15 protein-coding genes are annotated in these 17,211 nt (G+C 45.7%); 14 read left to right on the forward strand and 1 reads right to left on the reverse strand.

Annotated features, from left to right (window positions below; genetic code table 11):
- Positions 1–30 precede the first annotated feature (30 nt).
- From DW915_RS04905 to DW915_RS04925, 5 genes are all read left to right on the forward strand, one after another.
- Positions 31–1,098, forward strand: coding sequence for a DUF6077 domain-containing protein (locus tag DW915_RS04905; protein WP_022462986.1), 1,068 nt, complete (start codon positions 31–33; stop codon positions 1,096–1,098).
- A 12-nt stretch (positions 1,099–1,110) separates the two neighbouring features.
- Entirely contained in the window at positions 1,111–1,947 is an 837-nt protein-coding gene (locus DW915_RS04910; protein WP_117804379.1) for a hypothetical protein, read from the forward strand.
- A 16-nt stretch (positions 1,948–1,963) separates the two neighbouring features.
- The gene (locus tag DW915_RS04915; protein ID WP_022462984.1) at positions 1,964–2,314 is read left to right on the forward strand and encodes an EamA family transporter; all 351 of its coding nucleotides are present in this window, start codon (positions 1,964–1,966) and stop codon (positions 2,312–2,314) included.
- The gene (locus DW915_RS04920; RefSeq protein ID WP_022462983.1) at positions 2,307–2,645 is read left to right on the forward strand and encodes an EamA family transporter; all 339 of its coding nucleotides are present in this window, start codon (positions 2,307–2,309) and stop codon (positions 2,643–2,645) included. Before DW915_RS04915 ends, DW915_RS04920 begins: the two co-directional genes overlap by 8 nt.
- Positions 2,646–2,740: 95 nt before the next feature.
- The gene (locus tag DW915_RS04925) at positions 2,741–3,871 is read left to right on the forward strand and encodes an acyltransferase family protein (protein WP_118741698.1); all 1,131 of its coding nucleotides are present in this window, start codon (positions 2,741–2,743) and stop codon (positions 3,869–3,871) included.
- 117 nt (positions 3,872–3,988) lie between these two features.
- On the opposite strand, the gene DW915_RS04930 is transcribed toward DW915_RS04925, so the two are convergent.
- Positions 3,989–5,938: a sulfatase-like hydrolase/transferase gene (locus tag DW915_RS04930; RefSeq protein ID WP_243001857.1), complete on the reverse strand. Its 1,950-nt coding sequence runs from the start codon at positions 5,936–5,938 to the stop codon at positions 3,989–3,991.
- A 306-nt stretch (positions 5,939–6,244) separates the two neighbouring features.
- Between DW915_RS04930 and rfbC the strand changes: the two genes are divergently transcribed.
- The 9 genes from rfbC to DW915_RS04975 all read left to right on the forward strand — a co-directional run bounded on the left by rfbC (position 6,245) and on the right by DW915_RS04975 (position 17,179).
- Positions 6,245–6,805: a dTDP-4-dehydrorhamnose 3,5-epimerase gene (rfbC, locus tag DW915_RS04935; protein WP_022462980.1), complete on the forward strand. Its 561-nt coding sequence runs from the start codon at positions 6,245–6,247 to the stop codon at positions 6,803–6,805.
- 16 nt (positions 6,806–6,821) lie between these two features.
- Entirely contained in the window at positions 6,822–7,622 is an 801-nt protein-coding gene (locus DW915_RS04940) for an ABC transporter permease (RefSeq protein WP_055219413.1), read from the forward strand.
- Between the two features lie 9 nt (positions 7,623–7,631).
- Positions 7,632–8,963 (forward strand): ABC transporter ATP-binding protein, encoded by a 1,332-nt coding sequence (locus DW915_RS04945; protein ID WP_118741699.1) that lies wholly within the window; start codon positions 7,632–7,634, stop codon positions 8,961–8,963.
- Between the two features lie 28 nt (positions 8,964–8,991).
- Positions 8,992–9,915 (forward strand): class I SAM-dependent methyltransferase, encoded by a 924-nt coding sequence (locus tag DW915_RS04950; protein WP_055227563.1) that lies wholly within the window; start codon positions 8,992–8,994, stop codon positions 9,913–9,915.
- 4 nt (positions 9,916–9,919) lie between these two features.
- Positions 9,920–11,296, forward strand: coding sequence for a hypothetical protein (locus DW915_RS04955; RefSeq protein ID WP_118741700.1), 1,377 nt, complete (start codon positions 9,920–9,922; stop codon positions 11,294–11,296).
- 2 nt (positions 11,297–11,298) lie between these two features.
- Complete coding sequence (locus tag DW915_RS04960) at positions 11,299–12,270, forward strand: glycosyltransferase family 2 protein (protein ID WP_022462975.1); 972 nt, start codon at positions 11,299–11,301, stop codon at positions 12,268–12,270.
- An 18-nt stretch (positions 12,271–12,288) separates the two neighbouring features.
- Positions 12,289–13,530 carry a rhamnosyltransferase WsaF family glycosyltransferase gene (locus DW915_RS04965; protein WP_022462974.1) on the forward strand — a complete coding sequence of 414 codons (1,242 nt, stop codon included), beginning with the start codon at positions 12,289–12,291 and terminating at the stop codon, positions 13,528–13,530.
- Positions 13,531–13,639: 109 nt separating this feature from the next.
- On the forward strand, positions 13,640–14,944 hold the full coding sequence (locus tag DW915_RS04970) for an ArnT family glycosyltransferase (RefSeq protein ID WP_158565081.1): 1,305 nt from the start codon (positions 13,640–13,642) through the stop codon (positions 14,942–14,944).
- 21 nt (positions 14,945–14,965) lie between these two features.
- Positions 14,966–17,179 (forward strand): glycosyltransferase, encoded by a 2,214-nt coding sequence (locus tag DW915_RS04975; RefSeq protein WP_442857842.1) that lies wholly within the window; start codon positions 14,966–14,968, stop codon positions 17,177–17,179.
- Positions 17,180–17,211: the final 32 nt, after the last annotated feature.

The raw sequence follows: 17,211 nt of genomic DNA on the forward strand, positions 1-17,211 counted from the left end.
GGGAATGTAAGGAAAAGAAAGGAACCAAACATGATTACCTTATTAAAAATGCCGGCACTGTTTCTGGGAATGCTCGCAGTGTTCTGCTGCCTGGGTTCTTTTTTTATCAGAGAAAACAGGTATGAGAGCGGACATCTGGGTGAAACTGTGCTGTTTGGCTTTATTGCATATTACTTCTTATTTGAACTGATTTCTGTGCCGATGATGGTGCTCGGTGCAAAGCTGCATCTGCTCGCATGGGTATGGGCTGCTGTTGTGGCTGTCCTTGTAATTGCTTCCATCTGTCTTCATCTGGGAATGTGGAGAGAGTGGGGAAAAAGAAGCGGCGGTTTCTGGAGAGGAAAGACGGCGGCTTTTTATGTGATGCTGGTGCTGATTGGAATCCAGCTGTATTTTGTTGCTGCACTGCAGGAAAACGGCAGTGCGGATGCAGCGTATTATGTGGGAAGTGTGACAACGAACCTTGCGACAGATTCCATCAGCAGCTTTGACCCATATACAGGAAAAGCACTGGATTTTTTTAACATCCGTTATGTGTTCAGCATGTATCCGGCAGCAAATGCAGTACTGTGCCGTTTAACGGGTCTTCATCCGCTCGTAGTGACGAAGGTGATTCTCTGTATGATGACGGTAGTTTTAAGTTATCTCGTCTATGCACAGATCGGAAAGGCGCTGTTAAAAGAAAAACAGATGGTATGGGTGCTCCTGTGCTTTATTAGTGTTGTGAATCTGAATTTTCATACGATCTTTTCGAATGCGTCGTTCCTGCTGACGAGGGGATACGAGGGAAAGGCCGTATTGTGCAATATCATCCTCCCGTTTCTGTTTTATCTTGGCCTGCGCATGTATCAGGAGAAAAACGGAAAGAGAGTCTGGCTGCTGTTTTTCATGACAGGCGTCGCTGCAATTGACCTTACGATGTCATCCATGATGACCGTACCGGTGGCCATGAGTGCTGTGATTCTGCCGAATCTTGTGCGGAAAAAACGCTGGGGACAGAGCGGGCTCTATCTGCTTGCTGTGCTGCCGTGTGTGCTGGTGCTTGGGGTCTATCTCCTTGGTGTGCGCGGTATCCTGCAGATTCCGGTTGTGCGGTAGAAAGGAGAAAATGTGGGCGGAATAAATCTGAATGAGAGCGGCCTCGATTTTGTGAGACAGGTCTTTGTGACGTTTGGAGGAAACACAACCGTACTGACGCTGTTTCTGCTGTCGGTGCTGTATCTCGCTTTAAAAGGAAAAAAGGAAGAGCGGTATGTGTTCGTAACAACCGCTGTTTTTCTGGCCTTTACGGTATACAATCCATTTGCGGTGAAATATATCCTGGGAAAACTTGGAATGGTCAATGTCTATTACCGGTTTTTCTGGATTCTGCCGATGGTACTGACCATCGGATATGCCTGCACGAAAGTTGTGGGCGGGCAGAAAAAAGGCTGGAGACGGTATCTGACCGCGGCTGTGCTGGCAGCGGTCATCTGTTTTGGCGGAAATTCCGTACTGGCTGGCGGACTGCCGAAGCTGCCGGATAACCAGTACAAGATGCCAGATGATCTTCTGGCTGTCTGTACGGTGCTGCACGAAGAAGCGGGAGAGGGAACCGTAAGAGTTGTCTTTGAACCGGATTTCAACCTGATCGTGCGGCAGTATGATGCTTCGTTTGAACTGGTTCTGGACCGCGATATGGTTCTGACCTATCAGGGCTCCAATACGGTATCAACTGATGCACTGACCGAGCAGGAAATTGAAGACGAAACAAAGATCCTTCAGATTATCACACAGATGGATCTGTCGCTGGATCAGAAAGAATTTTACAGAAGTCTTAGGGAAATGAATGCAGAGTATATTGTACTTTCGAGCAGTTCAGCGGCAGTATCCTATGTGGAAACAGCGGGGTGCATCCCGGTAAGAGAAGTAGAAGGGCATATCATTTTCCGCGTGGAAGAAAAGTAAAAAGGAGGACTTGTTTTTGAATAAGGCAAAAGATTATATTCAGCTGCACCTGAATATCCTGCTGTTTTCTCTGACGAGTGTGTTCTCGAAAGCAGCATCGGTTCAGCTGAACCGGGGAGGAATCAAAAATCCTCTATTATATGTATTTTTATTTCTGATGGTTGCAAACTGTGGCATTTACGCTATTGCATGGCAGAAGGTAATCAAAAAATTCTCTTTGTCAACCGCATATGCAAACCGCAGCGTCTATCTGATCTGGTCCCAGATCTGGGCCGTGATCATTTTCCATGAAAATCTGACGGTAAAAAATATCATCGGCCTTCTGATTGTGCTGGTGGGAGTTATGGTGGTGCAGCGATATGAATAAATATATGATTTTAATGCTGATCTGTACAATGTTTTCCGCAGTATCACAGATTCTGCTGAAACAGAGCGCCAACGAGGAGCATGCATCTGCACTTCGTGAGTATCTGAACTGGCGCGTGATTGTGGCGTATCTGATTTTTGGCAGTGTACTTCTTTTAAATACGTATGCCTACACACAGGTAGATTTGAAATACGGTCCGGTGTTGGATACCTTTACGTACGTCTTTGTCCTGCTGCTTTCCTTTGGCGTTTTGAAAGAAAAGGTATCAAAAGGAAAGCTGATTGGGAATCTGATTATTATCCTGGGGGTACTGGTGTATACATTGCCGTAAAACGTTCCGATGATGGAAAGAAAGCGATATCAGCTAAGCAGTCCTTGTCCTTTGAAATAGGGGGTCTGCGTACAACAAACGAACGGCTTTTGATTATGAATAAGAAAAAAATAGATTATCGTTTTAAGATATTATATGCTGTGGCGATTCTGATGGTTGTTGCGGGACATTGTGATGGTGGTGGAATTTCTTTGGACTTTGCGCAATGGTTTCCGTATGAGGGAATCCATCTGGCGCTGTTTACTTTTTGTTCAGGATATTTTTTTAAAGATGCAGCACTGAAACGACCGGGGAGATATGTCTGTAAAAAGCTTCGTACCCTGATACTTCCAATGTATGGGTATACGATTGCGTATGGGCTGCTTGTCAGGTTATTACATCGGTGGGGCTTTCAAATCAGTGGAAAATTTAATTTGCACAATATTCTGATTTCACCTTTAAACGATGGGCATCAGTTTGTCCTTAATATGGCCGGCTGGTATATTGTGCCCTTGTTTATGGTAGAAATATTAAATTGTATGATTCGGGCATTTTTTAAGCGAAAAGGATGGCAGATACCGGAATGGATATTTTTTGCAGGGGCAGTACTTATTGGAATGGGCGGCAATTTTTTGGCGATTATGGAATATCGCACCAGCTGGTGGCTGACAGTGGTCAGAATTCTGTATTTTGCTCCGTTTTATGCAATGGGTATTTTTTATAAAAAGATACTGGAGAAATATGTGGACAGGATTCCATCTGTAGTGTATTTTGCGATTGTGTTTGCTGCAAAACTTATGATTTTTCTTCATTATAAAACTAGGTTGGCTTATACGCCAGCGTGGTGCAATGACTTTAATCAAGGACCGGTCATGCCAATTATTATTGGTTTTTTGGGAATTGCACTTTGGATGCGGATTGCAACGATAATGGAACCAGTATTTGGAAGAAAAAAGTGGATTAATCTTCTTGCAGACAACACATTTTCGATTATGGAAAATCAGTTTTTGGGTTTTTTACTTGTAAAAGTTGCTTTCGGAACAATTGCGAATGGCACAAAGCTGTTTTTGAAGTTTGACTGGTCAAGATGTAAAAGTGATATTTGGTGGTATTATATGCCGAAGGACGTAGAACAGACAAAAATTCTGTATTTATTAGCAGCGATTTTTGTTGCCTTACTGATCCAGTGGATCCTTACACAGGTGAAAAAAATGGGAAAAAACATATTTTTGTACGTAAGACAATAGTTAAGCGTATACTGCTTTAAATATTTTGCAAAATAAAAATCCCGCAGAAAAAGAAATGAAAACTTTTTCTGCGGAATTTTATTTTATATTGCATAGATCTGAATCGTTATCAAATTTTTATTGATAATCGATAGGAGACAGGTTGTGAGGATCATCTTCCGCAGAAGAGCCTAGATGTCTGATGGTTTTGGAATTATCCTCATTTTCAGAGAAATCGTCCTCATCTATTCCAGAAGAAGAACTTTCGACTGTGGAATCCAAATCGTTTTCTGTAAAAGAAGAAGCGGAGGAAATGTCACTTACCGAAGTGGAGTCGGGTGTTTCCTCTTCCAATTCAGGATTTGTATCGCAAGGACCCTCGATGAGATGGTAATCCGACTCGGAAAAATGATACCATTTCCCATCCTCAAGCTTTTGCCAGCCGGAAACCGCGTGGCCGTCCTTATCAATAAAATAAGACTGCTTACCGTCAGCCCAGAGCTGATGTGGATTGTAAGTTACCCATTCGTTATTGGCAAATCGATCTTCTTCCTTAATATAAAATTTCTGATATTCGCCATCGCCGACCCAGACGGGGGTAAGATCAGCATCAAGTTCATCGAAGAATCGGGAGCCCATAGAGAGCTGGCGATTCAGTTCATCGAAGCCAAGTTCTTCGGCAAGTGTAGGCTTGTCTGAAAAAAGATTCGTACCAAGTCCAAGACGGTCACCGTCAATGACAGCTCCAAGGCTTGCGAGAGTAGTTGGGAACATATCCATCGTGGTGAAAATCCGATTTTTTTCATGAACCGGAAGAATGGGTGAATTTAAAATAGCGTTATAAGTAGAACGTTGATAATCTTCATCGATGTTTTCACAAAAATCAGAGTCCATGGTCAGATGATCACCGGAAAGAATTATAGTCGTGTTTTCATAAAAAGGCTGCTCCTTGATCCAGTCTATAAACTCACTGACACGGGAACTGGAGCAGTCAATCACCATACCGTAGTGGTCATCTCCGTACTGCTTTTCATCACACTCGTCACATTTGTAGCCGTCCTCGAAGTGGGTGGCAACAGTCAGCATACTGAAGTTGAACGGTTCGTCATTCTTGGAAATCTCCGTCAGTTTATCTTTTGCATACTCAAACAGTTTGGCATCTTCATAGCCCCACCACTGGTAGTAGCCTTCCGGGATCAGTCCCTCGCTGATCGCCCAGTAGTAATCGTCAATTTCATAATCACCGTGCGAAGTGAAGTAATTCTTCCGTCCGCCGAATGCGGCATCGGAACCCATCATAAAGTACTGTTTGTAGCCGGCTTCATTGAGAACGTCGCCAAGTGTTGAAAGCTGCGGAAAAAAGCTGTCCTGATAAGCCATCTCATTGCCTTGAATCGAAAGCTTCAGCGGAAGACCGGAAGTCTGTGCAAAGAGACCGCCCATGGTCCAGGTGGTTCCGGTTGTCGGATAAGCGCCGCCCAGCTTGTCGGAGTTGGAAAAATTGATATTGTCCAGGGCAAGATTAGTCAGGGCGGGAATAAAATTGTGGTCGTAAGCACCGCCGTCTTTTTTATCAGAATAGGTGCTTTCCATTGATTCCAGATAAATATAGATCAGATTCCGTTTCTTTTCCGGGAATGTAATCGTTGTCTGGGACGGATTGACGTAATTATCTTCGATCAAAGTGCTGTAGCTGTTCTGAATGTGCAGGTAAGTATCGATATCCAGCGTCGTCCAGACATTATAAAGAGAATAGGAAGAAAGAGCGATTCCCAGGGCAATGCAGATGCAACCGAGAATGATTTCCACTTTCTTCCGATGGCGCAGGATAATAAAAAGCGCGATCAGAATAGCAAGAACGGCAAAAGAGATCATGCCGCAGGACCAGACGTAACTCCAGAGCACATCCTTGCTGGTACCCTCAAGGGGTGCCTTTAAGTGATAAACAAGTTCTTCCATATCAAGATGCGCCCAGGTCGCGAGCATCCAGCGGGAAGACGTAAAAAGAAGGATCCCAAGGAATCCTAACAGAACGGAAAGAATGGAAAAAAGTATCTTTCCAACATGCTGTACTTTTTTGCGAGACACAGTAAATAACCTCCAGTTTTCTTTAGTGTTTTATAATAGGTAACAAACAGGTAGCGTTAGGTATAAAATATAATTGGGAACTTACAATATTATAACAGAAACTTTACGAAAAAAATAGTATTTTGTTAAAAAATACGAGTGGAAAAATGAAAATCCGGGAATTTACATAAAAAGCGGCGGGGCGGGCGTGAAAATGGGTTCTTGAGTTTCTCAGAAAAGAATGGTATAATAGCAAAGATTGTAGACACAAAAGAGGTCAAAAAAAGATCTGTTCACATTTTTGTGGAGAAGAGAAAGGAAAGAAAAATGGGAAAAATTAAAGTAGAATCTTGTGAAATTGAAGGATTAAAAGTAATTACCCCGACCGTATTCGGCGATGAGCGCGGATATTTTATGGAGACATACAATTACAATGATTTTAAAGAAGCCGGCATTGATGTCCAGTTCGTACAGGATAACCAGTCTGCATCCAAAAAAGGTGTCCTGCGCGGACTTCACTTCCAGATCAATTACCCGCAGGACAAACTGGTACGCGTGGTAAACGGAGAAGTATTCGATGTTGCGGTTGACCTTCGCGAGGGATCCAAAACCTACGGAAAATGGTTCGGCGTCCTGCTTTCCGCAGAAAATAAGAAACAGTTCTTTATTCCGAAGAACTTTGCACACGGATTTATCGTACTCTCTGATTATGCAGAGTTTGCTTATAAATGTACCGATTTCTATCATCCAAACGATGAGGGCGGTCTGTACTTTGACGATCCGGAGATCGGCGTGGAGTGGCCGATGCCGGAAGGAATGACAAAAGAAGATCTGATTATTTCGGAAAAAGATCATAAATGGGGCGGAATTAAGGATTTAAAGAAATAAGGAGTAAAAAACATTTATGAACGTATTCAAAGAACTTTATCAGAACCGGAAACTGATCTGGAAACTGTCAAAAAATGATTTCCGCAATAAATTCGCCGGAGCGTATTTTGGCATTATCTGGGCATTTATCCAGCCGATGGTGACGGTTGCTGTTTACTTTGTCGTATTCCAGCTCGGACTGCGCGTGCAGCCGGCTGCCACCGGATATCCGTATATCTGCTGGCTGGTTTCCGGTATCATTCCGTGGTTCTTCTTTTCCGATGCGCTGCCAAGTGCATCAAACTGTCTGCTGGAATACAGTTATCTGGTAAAGAAGGTTGTATTTAAAATCAGTGTACTTCCGATTGTAAAGGTGATTTCTTCCCTGTTTGTACATCTGTTCTTTATTGTGTTTGCTATTTTGATTTTTGCACTGATGGGAAAACTTCCGCCGGTTCAGATTATCCAGATCGGGTACTATACCTTTGCAGTGATCTGTCTCGTCGTTGTGCTTTCCTATCTGACCTGTTCCATCACACCGTTTTTCCGCGATTTCGGCCAGATTATCAACGTAATTCTGAATGTCGGCATGTGGGCAACCCCGATTCTGTGGGATACCACAACGATTCCGAATATTCCGAACTGGCTGAACAGCCTTCTGAAGCTGAATCCTCTGTACTATATTGTTCAGGGATATCGTGACAGCTTTATGAATGGACTCTGGTTCTTCGAGCATCCATGGCACACCCTTTATTTCTGGGCTTTTGTGCTTATGGCAGGACTGATCAGTTCCAAGGTGTTCAAGCGCCTCCGGGTTCATTTCTCAGATGTATTATAGGAGGATGGAATGAGCACAGAAAATACAGAAGCAGTAATTTCAATTAACCATGTCAGCAAGGTCTACAAGCTGTTTGAAAAGCCGATGGACCGTCTGAAAGAATCGCTTTCACTGACACATAAAAACTATCACACCGATCATTTTGCGCTGGAGGATATCTCGCTCGAGGTGCACAAAGGCGAGTGTGTCGGTATCATTGGAACGAACGGTTCCGGAAAATCCACACTGCTGAAAATCGTCACAGGTGTCTTAAACCCGACGAGCGGAAACGTGGAGTTAAAGGGAAGAGTCAGTGCCATTCTGGAACTGGGTGCAGGCTTTAACATGGAGTATACCGGTATTGAGAACATTTTCCTGAACGGAACGATGCTTGGCTATACTGAGGAGGAGATGAAGGCAAAGCTCGACGATATCATTGCGTTTGCAGAGATCGGTGACTTTATCAATCAGCCGGTTAAGACGTATTCCAGCGGTATGTTTGCCCGCCTTGCCTTCGCGGTTGCGATCAATGTGGATCCGGATATTCTGATTGTCGATGAGGCCTTAAGCGTCGGAGACATTTTCTTCCAGTCCAAGTGTTACCGGAAATTTAACGATCTGAAAGAAGCAGGAAAAACGATCCTTTTCGTTTCCCACGATATGGGCAGCGTCATCAAGTACTGTGAGAGATGTCTTCTGATTAACAAAGGAAAACAGGTGATGGTTGGAAAATCGTCGGAGGCAGTCGATGTCTACAAGAAGATTCTTGCCAACCAGTACGATGACGAGACAAAAGAAGAGGAAGAGACCGAAGAGAGTGCAGAACAGACCGAAGAGAGAACCGAAGCAGATGCATCCGGTGCCATATCGGCAGAAAAGCCGAAAAAAGGCCTCTGGAGAGAACGCCTGATTGCGAATGCGCAGCTGGTAGAGTATGGAGACAAGGCTGCGGAGATCGTGGACTTTGCGATTATCGACCACAAAGGTATGATTACATCTTCTGTGGATAAAAACCAGAGATTCCGCATCAAGATGAAAATCAAGTTCCATGAAACGATGGAGCATCCGATTTTTGCCTTTTCGATCAAAGACCGGAAGGGAACGGAGATTACCGGAACGAATACGGCGCTGGAGGATTACACAAAAGACGTGGTGGAAGCAGGAAAGACCGTCACGGTATGCTTTGACCAGATCATGCCGCTGCAGAGCGGACAGTATCTGATGTCGTTTGGATGTACCAGCTACCATCTGGAAGAGCTGGTGATCCACCACAGACTGTACGATGCTTGCTTCCTGGAAGTCTTCTCCATGAAAGACACCGTAGGATTTTTTGATATGAACTCTACCGTGACCTACGAGTAGGATGCGGAGGATAAACGACGGGGGTTATATGAAAGAAACAATAGGAAATGTTCTTTTGAACCTGGATTATTATGACGGCGAAGATGCTTACAGCGACGGCAGCATTGAGGACCGGCTGCTGGAGATCGTCAAGACGACGCCGAAAGAGGATTACCAGAAGGTAATCCTCACAGAAAAAAGCTGGCCGATTTTTTATCATCTCTCTCCGGAACGGGAAAATATTCTGGACTGGTATGAGTGGAAAGACGATGCTTCCGTATTTGAAGTCGGAGCCGGCTGCGGAGCCATTTCCGGCGTGCTCTGCAGAAATGCAAAGCGGGTAGTGGCAAACGATCTGTCGAAGCGGCGCAGTACGATCAATGCCTACAAAAATCAGGATGCGTCCAACCTGGAGATTATGGTTGGAAACTTTAATGTTGTTGCAGAAAAAATGGAAGAACGCTTCGATTACGTGACACTGATCGGTGTTCTGGAGTATGCAAAAAGCTATATTGGAAAGGATAATCCGTATCCGGAATATCTGGAAAAGATCAATCGTCTCTTAAAACCGGGCGGAAAAATCCTGATTGCGATTGAGAACCGTCTGGGACTGAAGTATTTTGCCGGCTGCAGGGAAGACCATGTGGGCCGGGAATTTGTCGGAATTGAAGGATATCCGGGGATCGATTTTGTCGAGACATTCAGCAAACCGGAGCTGGAGCAGATGCTGCAGGAAAACGGTTTTTCGAAGTTTAAGTTTTATTATCCTTATCCGGATTACAAATTTCCGGCGGTCATTTATTCGGATGAATATCTGCCGAAGCCGGGTGAATTGAGAAAAAATCAGCGGAATTTTGATGCTGACAGGATCACACTTTTTGACGAAGGCAAAGCATTTGACGGAATCCTGAAGTCCGGTCTGTTTCCGGTTTTTTCCAATTCCTTTCTGATTGAAGTGGAGAAAAAGGAGTAAACGTATGAGGAAAGTTCTGTATACGAAATTTTCGAGAGAACGTCGGAACGAATTTCAGATTATGACCCGGATTACAGAAGAGGATGGGATCCGGCGTGTGTGGAAGCTTCCGCTGCAGAAAGAGGGAGAACTCCACATCCGGCATATCTATGAAAACTATAGAAAGCTGGAGCATCTGTACGCCTATGCGGACGTACAGATCTGCCCATGCGAACTGGATGAAGAAAAATGCGCGCTTGCATTTCCTTTTGTAGAAGGGGAAAGTCTGGAAACGCGCATTTCCCGTCATGGAAAAGAAAAAGATTTTGCATCGCTGAAAAAGGATTATGAACTGCTGTATCAGATCATTGCATCGGCAAAAGGGCAGAAATCCTTTGTGGAAACCGATGCGTTCTGTGAGGTGTTCGGCCATCCGGCATTGAAAGAAGGACTTGCCGCAGCGGAGATTTCCAATATTGACATGATTCCGGGCAACCTTCTTCTGGATGGAGAAAAGGTCTGGGTGGCAGACTACGAGTGGGTATTCCCGTTTGCCGTACCGATTGCATTTATCTATGCGCGGAGCGTCTTTTTACAGGAGGCGGCGAGTGCACTGACGAAGGAAGAGCAGGAAGAACTGTACGCCATTGGCGGTATTTCCATGGAAGAGATTCCGGTATACTACCATATGGAAGAGTGCTTCCAGGAATTCGCGGCCGGAAAGGGTGAGCCAAATGCGCTCGCCACGTTCTATGGAAAACTGCACCGGCACAATTATCCGCTTTCCATCTGGGAAAAAGAAAAAATGATGTACCCGGTTGTGCTCACCGAAACAGCACCGGAGGAGAGAGAACTCTATTATGAGGACTGCTTCGGCTTGGATGAGCAGAAGGTGATGATGCTTGAAAAGGCAGACGCGGACGGAGAGCTTTCCCTTCAGCTGATGCAAGAGGGGGCTGTCATTAAAATCCGTTCTCTCGCGGGCGTATGCAGCGATGGAAAGACGGAATGTATCGCTTTTTCGCACAACGCCGAGCTTGAGATTATCGACGACTATTATTTCCTTGGAACGCCGGTTCTGAAATTCCGGAATGCCGGTTATGAACAGATCCGGATTGATTACCGGATTTACTACAAAGGCGATGGCGTTACGTCCCAGTTTATTCAATATATCCGTCAGAATAAAGATCTGAGGGATGAACTGAACGGGGAGATTTATCGGAAAGGCCAGCTGCAGGCAGAAATCGAAGCAGAAAAAGCGGCACTTGCACACAGGGAAGAAGAACTCCAGGAAACGAGAAAACAGAAGCAGTTTCTGGAGGAAGAGTTGGAGCGGATGCGCCAGCGTAAGGTTGTGCGTATGGCAGATAAAGTGCAGCATGTGATAAAAAGGAGTAAATAACTATGGATGTATCCATTGTCATTCCTACCAAAAATGGTGGGCATCTGTTTGAAAAAGTGCTGGATGCCGTTTTCAAACAGAAGACAGAGTATGAATATGAAGTAATTTGCGTGGATTCCGGGTCAAAGGACGGAACGCTCGATGTGATCCGCAAATATCCATGCCGTTTGTTTCAGATTGAGCCGTCCGAATTTGGACATGGAAAAACGAGAAACTATGGTGCTTCCAAAGGAAACGGAACGTATATCATCTTTATTACGCAGGATGCGCTTCCGGCGACCGATACCTGGCTGCAGAATTTCATTGATGCCATGAAGATGGACCCGGAAATCGTGGGAGGATTCGGGATTCATTATCCGTATCCGGACTGCAATCTGCTTGACAAGCGTGATCTGGATGGCCATTTTAAAGGATTTGGAGAAACTAATACGATTTTCCACCTTGATGATCCGGAACGCTACGAAAGAGAAGAAGGATATCGTCATTATCTGGCGTTTTTCTCCGACAATAACTCCTGTATCCGAAGAGATATTTTTGAAAAATATCCGTATGAGGATGTCAACTTTGCCGAGGATCAGATCTGGGCGAGAAAGATGATTGAACTCGGATTCAAAAAAGTATACTGCCCGTATGCGCCAGTATATCATTCCCACAATTTCAAACTCAGAACGTATTTCAAACGGTATTATGATGAGCAGAAGGGATTATATGAAGTTCATCAGTATATGATTGCACAGAAATGGACGCAGCTTCCGGGCATGCTGTACCGGCAGGTGAGAGGGGACTGTGTGTATATCCGTCAGCAGCCGCTCAGTAAAAAAGAGAAAATCCACTGGGCATTTTATTCCCTGTTTCGCAATTTTGACCGCTTTGTGGGCGGCTATCTCGGCGGAAAATACCATCTGTATTCCAAACGGAAACAACAGTTCCTGGATCGTCACATTTCGCAGCAGTACGATCAGAGACATGCATAGAAGAAAGGAAAAAGAAACGTGAAAAAACCAAATGTAGCATACCGTGCGTTACGGTATCTGAAGAATCATGGATTAAAAGAAACGATTGAGCGCGCAAAACAGGGCAATGAGCCGGCTGTACCGCCGAAGAACAACGTCATCGGATTTTACAGATTTGTCGTAGACAACGATCCGATCCCGTTCAATCAAAAAGAGTATGAGAAACATAAAAACGACAAGAAAAAGATCCTGAATTGGGTTGTACCGGAAATGGGACCTGGTTCCGGCGGTCATACCACCATTTTCCGTTTTATTTCCAACCTGGAGCGCCTCGGTTTCCACAGTAGAGTTTATCTTTACATGTCCCCGAATTTTCAGGATAATGCGTCCATCCGCAAATTCCTAAAAGAGTACTTCCCGCTTCTTGTGCCGGAAGTAGAAGTTTACTGCGATGTATCCCAGATGAAATTTGCACATGCAACCGTAGCAACCTCCTGGACCACCGCTTACTACGTAAGAAAATTCCAGAATACGATTTCGAAGTTTTACTTCGTACAGGATTTCGAGCCGCATTTCTATGCACACGGTTCCGAGTATGAATTTGCTGAGAACACCTATAAGATGGGATTCCGCGGAATCACTGCAGGTGATTGGTTAAGAGACATCATGAGAAATGAGTACGGCATGCAGGCAGACAGCTTCCATTTCTCCTACGATGACAAAGTATATCAGCCGAAAGAAAAACCGGACAACGAAAAGAGAGTCTTTTTCTATGCGCGCCCGGTTACCCCGAGACGTGATTTTGAGCTCGGTATGCTGGCACTCAATGAGCTGTGCCGCAGAATGCCAGAGATCGAGGTTGTTTTCGCGGGATGGGATGTCAGCGGCTATGAGATTCCGTTCAAACACAGAAATTTAGGTATCGTAACACCGCAGGTGCTGGCAGATTCCTATGCGATCTGTGATATGTGCCTTGTTATTTCGAATACCAACCTTTCCCTCGTACCGTTCGAGGTTATGGCCTGCAACTCGGTCGCTGTCTGCTCCAAGGGTGCAAACAGCAGCTGGATGGTAAATGAGGAAAACTCCATTCTGGTTGACTATGATCCGATCCAGATCGCAGACAGAATGGAATATTACTTCAACCACCCGGATGAGCTGGCTACAATCCGCAAAAAGGGAATGGATTTCGTAAAGGGAACCTCCTGGTACAAAGAAGCAGAAAAAGTTTATGCAAGCATGTTAAAGGGAATTGAGGAAGATGAGAAAAAACTGCAGTAAGGATGTGAGCAGAGAACACAGAATAGAAATTCTGTTTGTGTTCGGTGTATTCCTGTTTTACTTTTTATGGTCCTGTACGCAGCGATACAATTTTTCGGCGGATGAATCAATGCGCTATCAGATTGCACAGTTTATCTATGAACACGGAAGTCTTCCGCGCGGGGATGATCCGCTGATCCGGAATGAGGACTGGGGAACCTCCTATGCGTTTAATCCCATCCTTTCTTACATGGCATCAGCCGTTCTGATGAAAGGCATGAGTCTTTTTACAACGAATGAATGGATGCTGCTGCTTTCCGCCCGGTTTGTTAATGTACTGCTTGGAGCGTTGATGGCATGGGTTGTGTTGAAGGCAGCAAAATTGTTGTTTCCGAGGCGGTATGCATGGATGTTTACCGCACTGGTTGTCTTTCTGCCGGGAAATGTGATTCTGTATTCTTACGTCAACTGCGATGCGCTCGCCATGTGTTCAACGGCTATTATTTTTTATTCCTGGGTCAAGGCGTATAAGGAAGGATGGAACTGGACAACTTGTGCAGTGTCTGCCATTGGAATGGGCCTTTGTTTCCTGTCGTATTACAATGCGTATGGATTTATCCTGACGACATTTTTCTTCTTTGTGGGAACGATGCTGACCGATCAGGAAAAGGCACCAAAAGAGCGTTGGAAAGAGATGATCCAGAAAGGTCTTTTTATTCTTGTGATCGTCTGTGTCATTGCTTTGTGGTGGTTTATTCGAAATGCAATTCTCTATCACGGGGATTTTCTGGGAAGAGAGACATCGAGTGCGTGTGCGGAACTGTATGCGAGAGCTAAGTACAAGCCATCGAACAGCAAAACATTCCAGAAAAAAGGCGACTCCATGCTATGTATGATCTTCTACAGACCAGTTTATCTGGAACATGACTGGCTGGTAACAGTGCTGTACAGCTTTGTCGGCGCGTTTGGCTATAATAGGATTTATCTTTCCAAAATGATTATTGTTCCATACCTCTGCTGTCTTGGCATCGGCCTCATTCTGATGCGGAACTGTTGCCAGAGAGACTTTTTCTTCTGGAATGCCGATGGCACACAGACGGCGATTGCTGGTAAAACAAAGAGAAAATGGAGTAAAACAGGATGGTTTACCTGGGCAAATGTGTTTGCACTGCTGATTCCAAACTATCTGAATGCATATTACTCCTACAGTTCTGATTTTCAGCCGCAGGGACGATACAGCATGCCGATGCTGATTCCGCTGATGTATTTCGTGACGAAGGGTGTGCAGGCGTTCCTGAAACGGGAGAAAAAACTACAGAAGTATGAAAAATTGTTCTGTATTCTGGTCTGTGTGGCGGCAGCGGCATTAGCGGCATTCACTTGGGCGAGAATCATCTATCCGATGTACTTGCAGAACTACTACGGATTGCGGTAAGCGGAACAGAGAAAGAAAGCGGTGAAACGTTTGGAAAAAATTTCAGTGCTGACAGCAAAATTAAAAAAAGCTGTTGCAGAAGAAGGAATCGGCGGTCTGGCTGGGCGTACGAAAGGGTACCTTGCGCGGGCAAAAAAAGAAAAAGAGTTTCAGAGAGAAAAATCCCGGGTCTACCGGGATATTCTCTTTATCAGTGGCTGCAATGAACAGCTGCCGCATCCACACCGGTACCGCGTGGTGCATCAGATGGAGCAGCTGGAGGCAGGCGGATATACGTGTGATACGGTTTATTTTCAGGAGCTGAAGCCCTGGATGGTACGTTGCTACGGCGCGTTCGTGATTTTCCGCTGCCCGATGACGGACACCCTGCGGGAATTTGCCACAATGGCAAAGCAGATGAACAAGCCTCTGTGGTACGATGTGGATGATCTTGTGATCGATACGAAATACACCGATCAGATTCCGTTTCTCGACCGGATGCAGCCGGAAGAACGGCAGGCATACGATCAGAATGTCCGAAACATGGGCGAGCTGCTTTCCCTCTGTGATGCGGCGGTTACGACGACAGCGGCGCTGGCAGAAGAACTGAAGCAGTACGTACCGGAGGTGCTGATCAACCGCAACTGTGCGTCAGATGAGATGCTGCTACTGTCCGAGGCGGTGTTAAAAGAAAAACAGAAAAAGAACGAAGCAGATAGAACGGCGAAAAAAGTACGCCTTGGCTATTTCAGCGGCAGTGCGACGCATCTGGACGACATCGAGATGATCGTTCCGGTGCTGAAACAGCTGCTTGGCAAAAATCCGAACCTGGAACTCCTCATCGTGGGAATTCTGGAACTCCCGGTGGAGCTGAAACTGTTTGCTTCCCAGATCCAGATGGAGGGATTTGTTGATTACCAAAAACTGCCGGAGCGGATTGCGTCGGTGGATATCAACTTGGCTCCGCTTACCGATACAATTTTTAACCGTGCGAAATCGGAAAATAAATGGGTGGAAGCGGCTCTGGTGCAGACCGTGACAGCAGCCAGCAATCTCGGCGCTTTTGCTGAGATGGTACAGGATGGAGAAGACGGCGTACTCTGCCGAGACGAAGCGGAGTGGTTGGAAAAACTGCAGTGGCTGATCGACGACGAACCGGCACGAAAAGCCATTGCCGGACGGGCATATGGCCGGTGCAGCCGCGAGTGTGTCACAATCTTTCATGCCACCGGGATTTGCGAGTGGGTGGAGCGCCACTGGAATCTACGCTGTGCCTTTGTGCTTCCAGCGATGGAGATCAGCGGAGGCATCCGCGTTGCACTTCTTCATGCGGAAATGCTGGTAAAAGCAGGAGCGCAGGTCAGCCTCTTTACTCTGGAAGGGGAGACGGAGTGGTATCATGAGGGTGATTTCCATTTTCCGGTGCTGTCGGCTGAGCGAGAGAAACTGCAGGGAACGCTGGATCTTGCGGTAGCGACGATGTGGAATACCGCAGAGTTCGTCGAACAGTCCAGTAAGATCCGAAAGAAAAAATATCTGGTGCAGAATTTTGAAGTTGGATTTTATCCGCCGGGAAGCCCGTACCGGATCGCAGCTTCGGCGACTTACCGGATGAGGAGCCCGATGGAGTACGTAACTATTTCCAAATGGTGTCAGAACTGGCTGCGGGAGGAATACCATACCGAAGCAGTCTATCTTCCGAACGGCATCGATCCGTGCTTCTATCCGAAACGGGGGCGGGATCTGCAGGGAAAAATTCGGATTCTGATCGAGGGAGACTGCAGCGCGGAGCATAAAAACGTGGACGAGAGCTTCCGTATCGTGGAACAGCTGGATCTGGAAAAATTCGAGATCTGGTACATGTCCTACAATGGAAATCCGAAATCCTGGTACCGCGTGAACCGCTTTTTATACCGGGTTCCGTATGAAAAAACACCGGAAGTCTATGCGGCGTGTGATATCCTGCTGAAAACAAGCCTGCTGGAGAGCTTTTCCTATCCGCCGCTTGAGATGATGGCGTCCGGCGGCTACGTCGTTGCTGTGCCGAACGGTGGCAATCTGGAATACCTGAAAGATGGGGAAAACTGTATTCTCTATCCGCAGGGAAATCTCGCGGAGGCAAAAGCGGCGATTGAGCGTATTCTGACAGATGCGGAACTGAGGAAAAAACTGGATACGGGAGCAGAAGAGACGGTAAAGGAAAGAAACTGGAAAAGAATCGAACCACAGATTTTAGAACAGTATCTTGGAAAATAAATAAGCAACAAAAAGGGCTGTCGCACTAGCAA

This window comes from Blautia sp. AM42-2 (assembly GCF_003480245.1).
In the GTDB taxonomy this organism is placed as follows: Bacteria; Bacillota; Clostridia; order Lachnospirales; family Lachnospiraceae; genus Fusicatenibacter; species Fusicatenibacter saccharivorans.

Coding starts and splice junctions, on each gene's coding strand:
- DW915_RS04955 (WP_118741700.1), top strand. CDS start 9,920: ATGAGGAAAGTTCTGTATACGAAATTTTCGAGAGAACGTCGGAACGAA.
- DW915_RS04940 (WP_055219413.1), top strand. CDS start 6,822: ATGAACGTATTCAAAGAACTTTATCAGAACCGGAAACTGATCTGGAAA.
- rfbC (WP_022462980.1), top strand. CDS start 6,245: ATGGGAAAAATTAAAGTAGAATCTTGTGAAATTGAAGGATTAAAAGTA.
- DW915_RS04970 (WP_158565081.1), top strand. CDS start 13,640: ATGCGCTATCAGATTGCACAGTTTATCTATGAACACGGAAGTCTTCCG.
- DW915_RS04960 (WP_022462975.1), top strand. CDS start 11,299: ATGGATGTATCCATTGTCATTCCTACCAAAAATGGTGGGCATCTGTTT.
- DW915_RS04925 (WP_118741698.1), top strand. CDS start 2,741: ATGAATAAGAAAAAAATAGATTATCGTTTTAAGATATTATATGCTGTG.
- DW915_RS04920 (WP_022462983.1), top strand. CDS start 2,307: ATGAATAAATATATGATTTTAATGCTGATCTGTACAATGTTTTCCGCA.
- DW915_RS04905 (WP_022462986.1), top strand. CDS start 31: ATGATTACCTTATTAAAAATGCCGGCACTGTTTCTGGGAATGCTCGCA.
- DW915_RS04950 (WP_055227563.1), top strand. CDS start 8,992: ATGAAAGAAACAATAGGAAATGTTCTTTTGAACCTGGATTATTATGAC.
- DW915_RS04945 (WP_118741699.1), top strand. CDS start 7,632: ATGAGCACAGAAAATACAGAAGCAGTAATTTCAATTAACCATGTCAGC.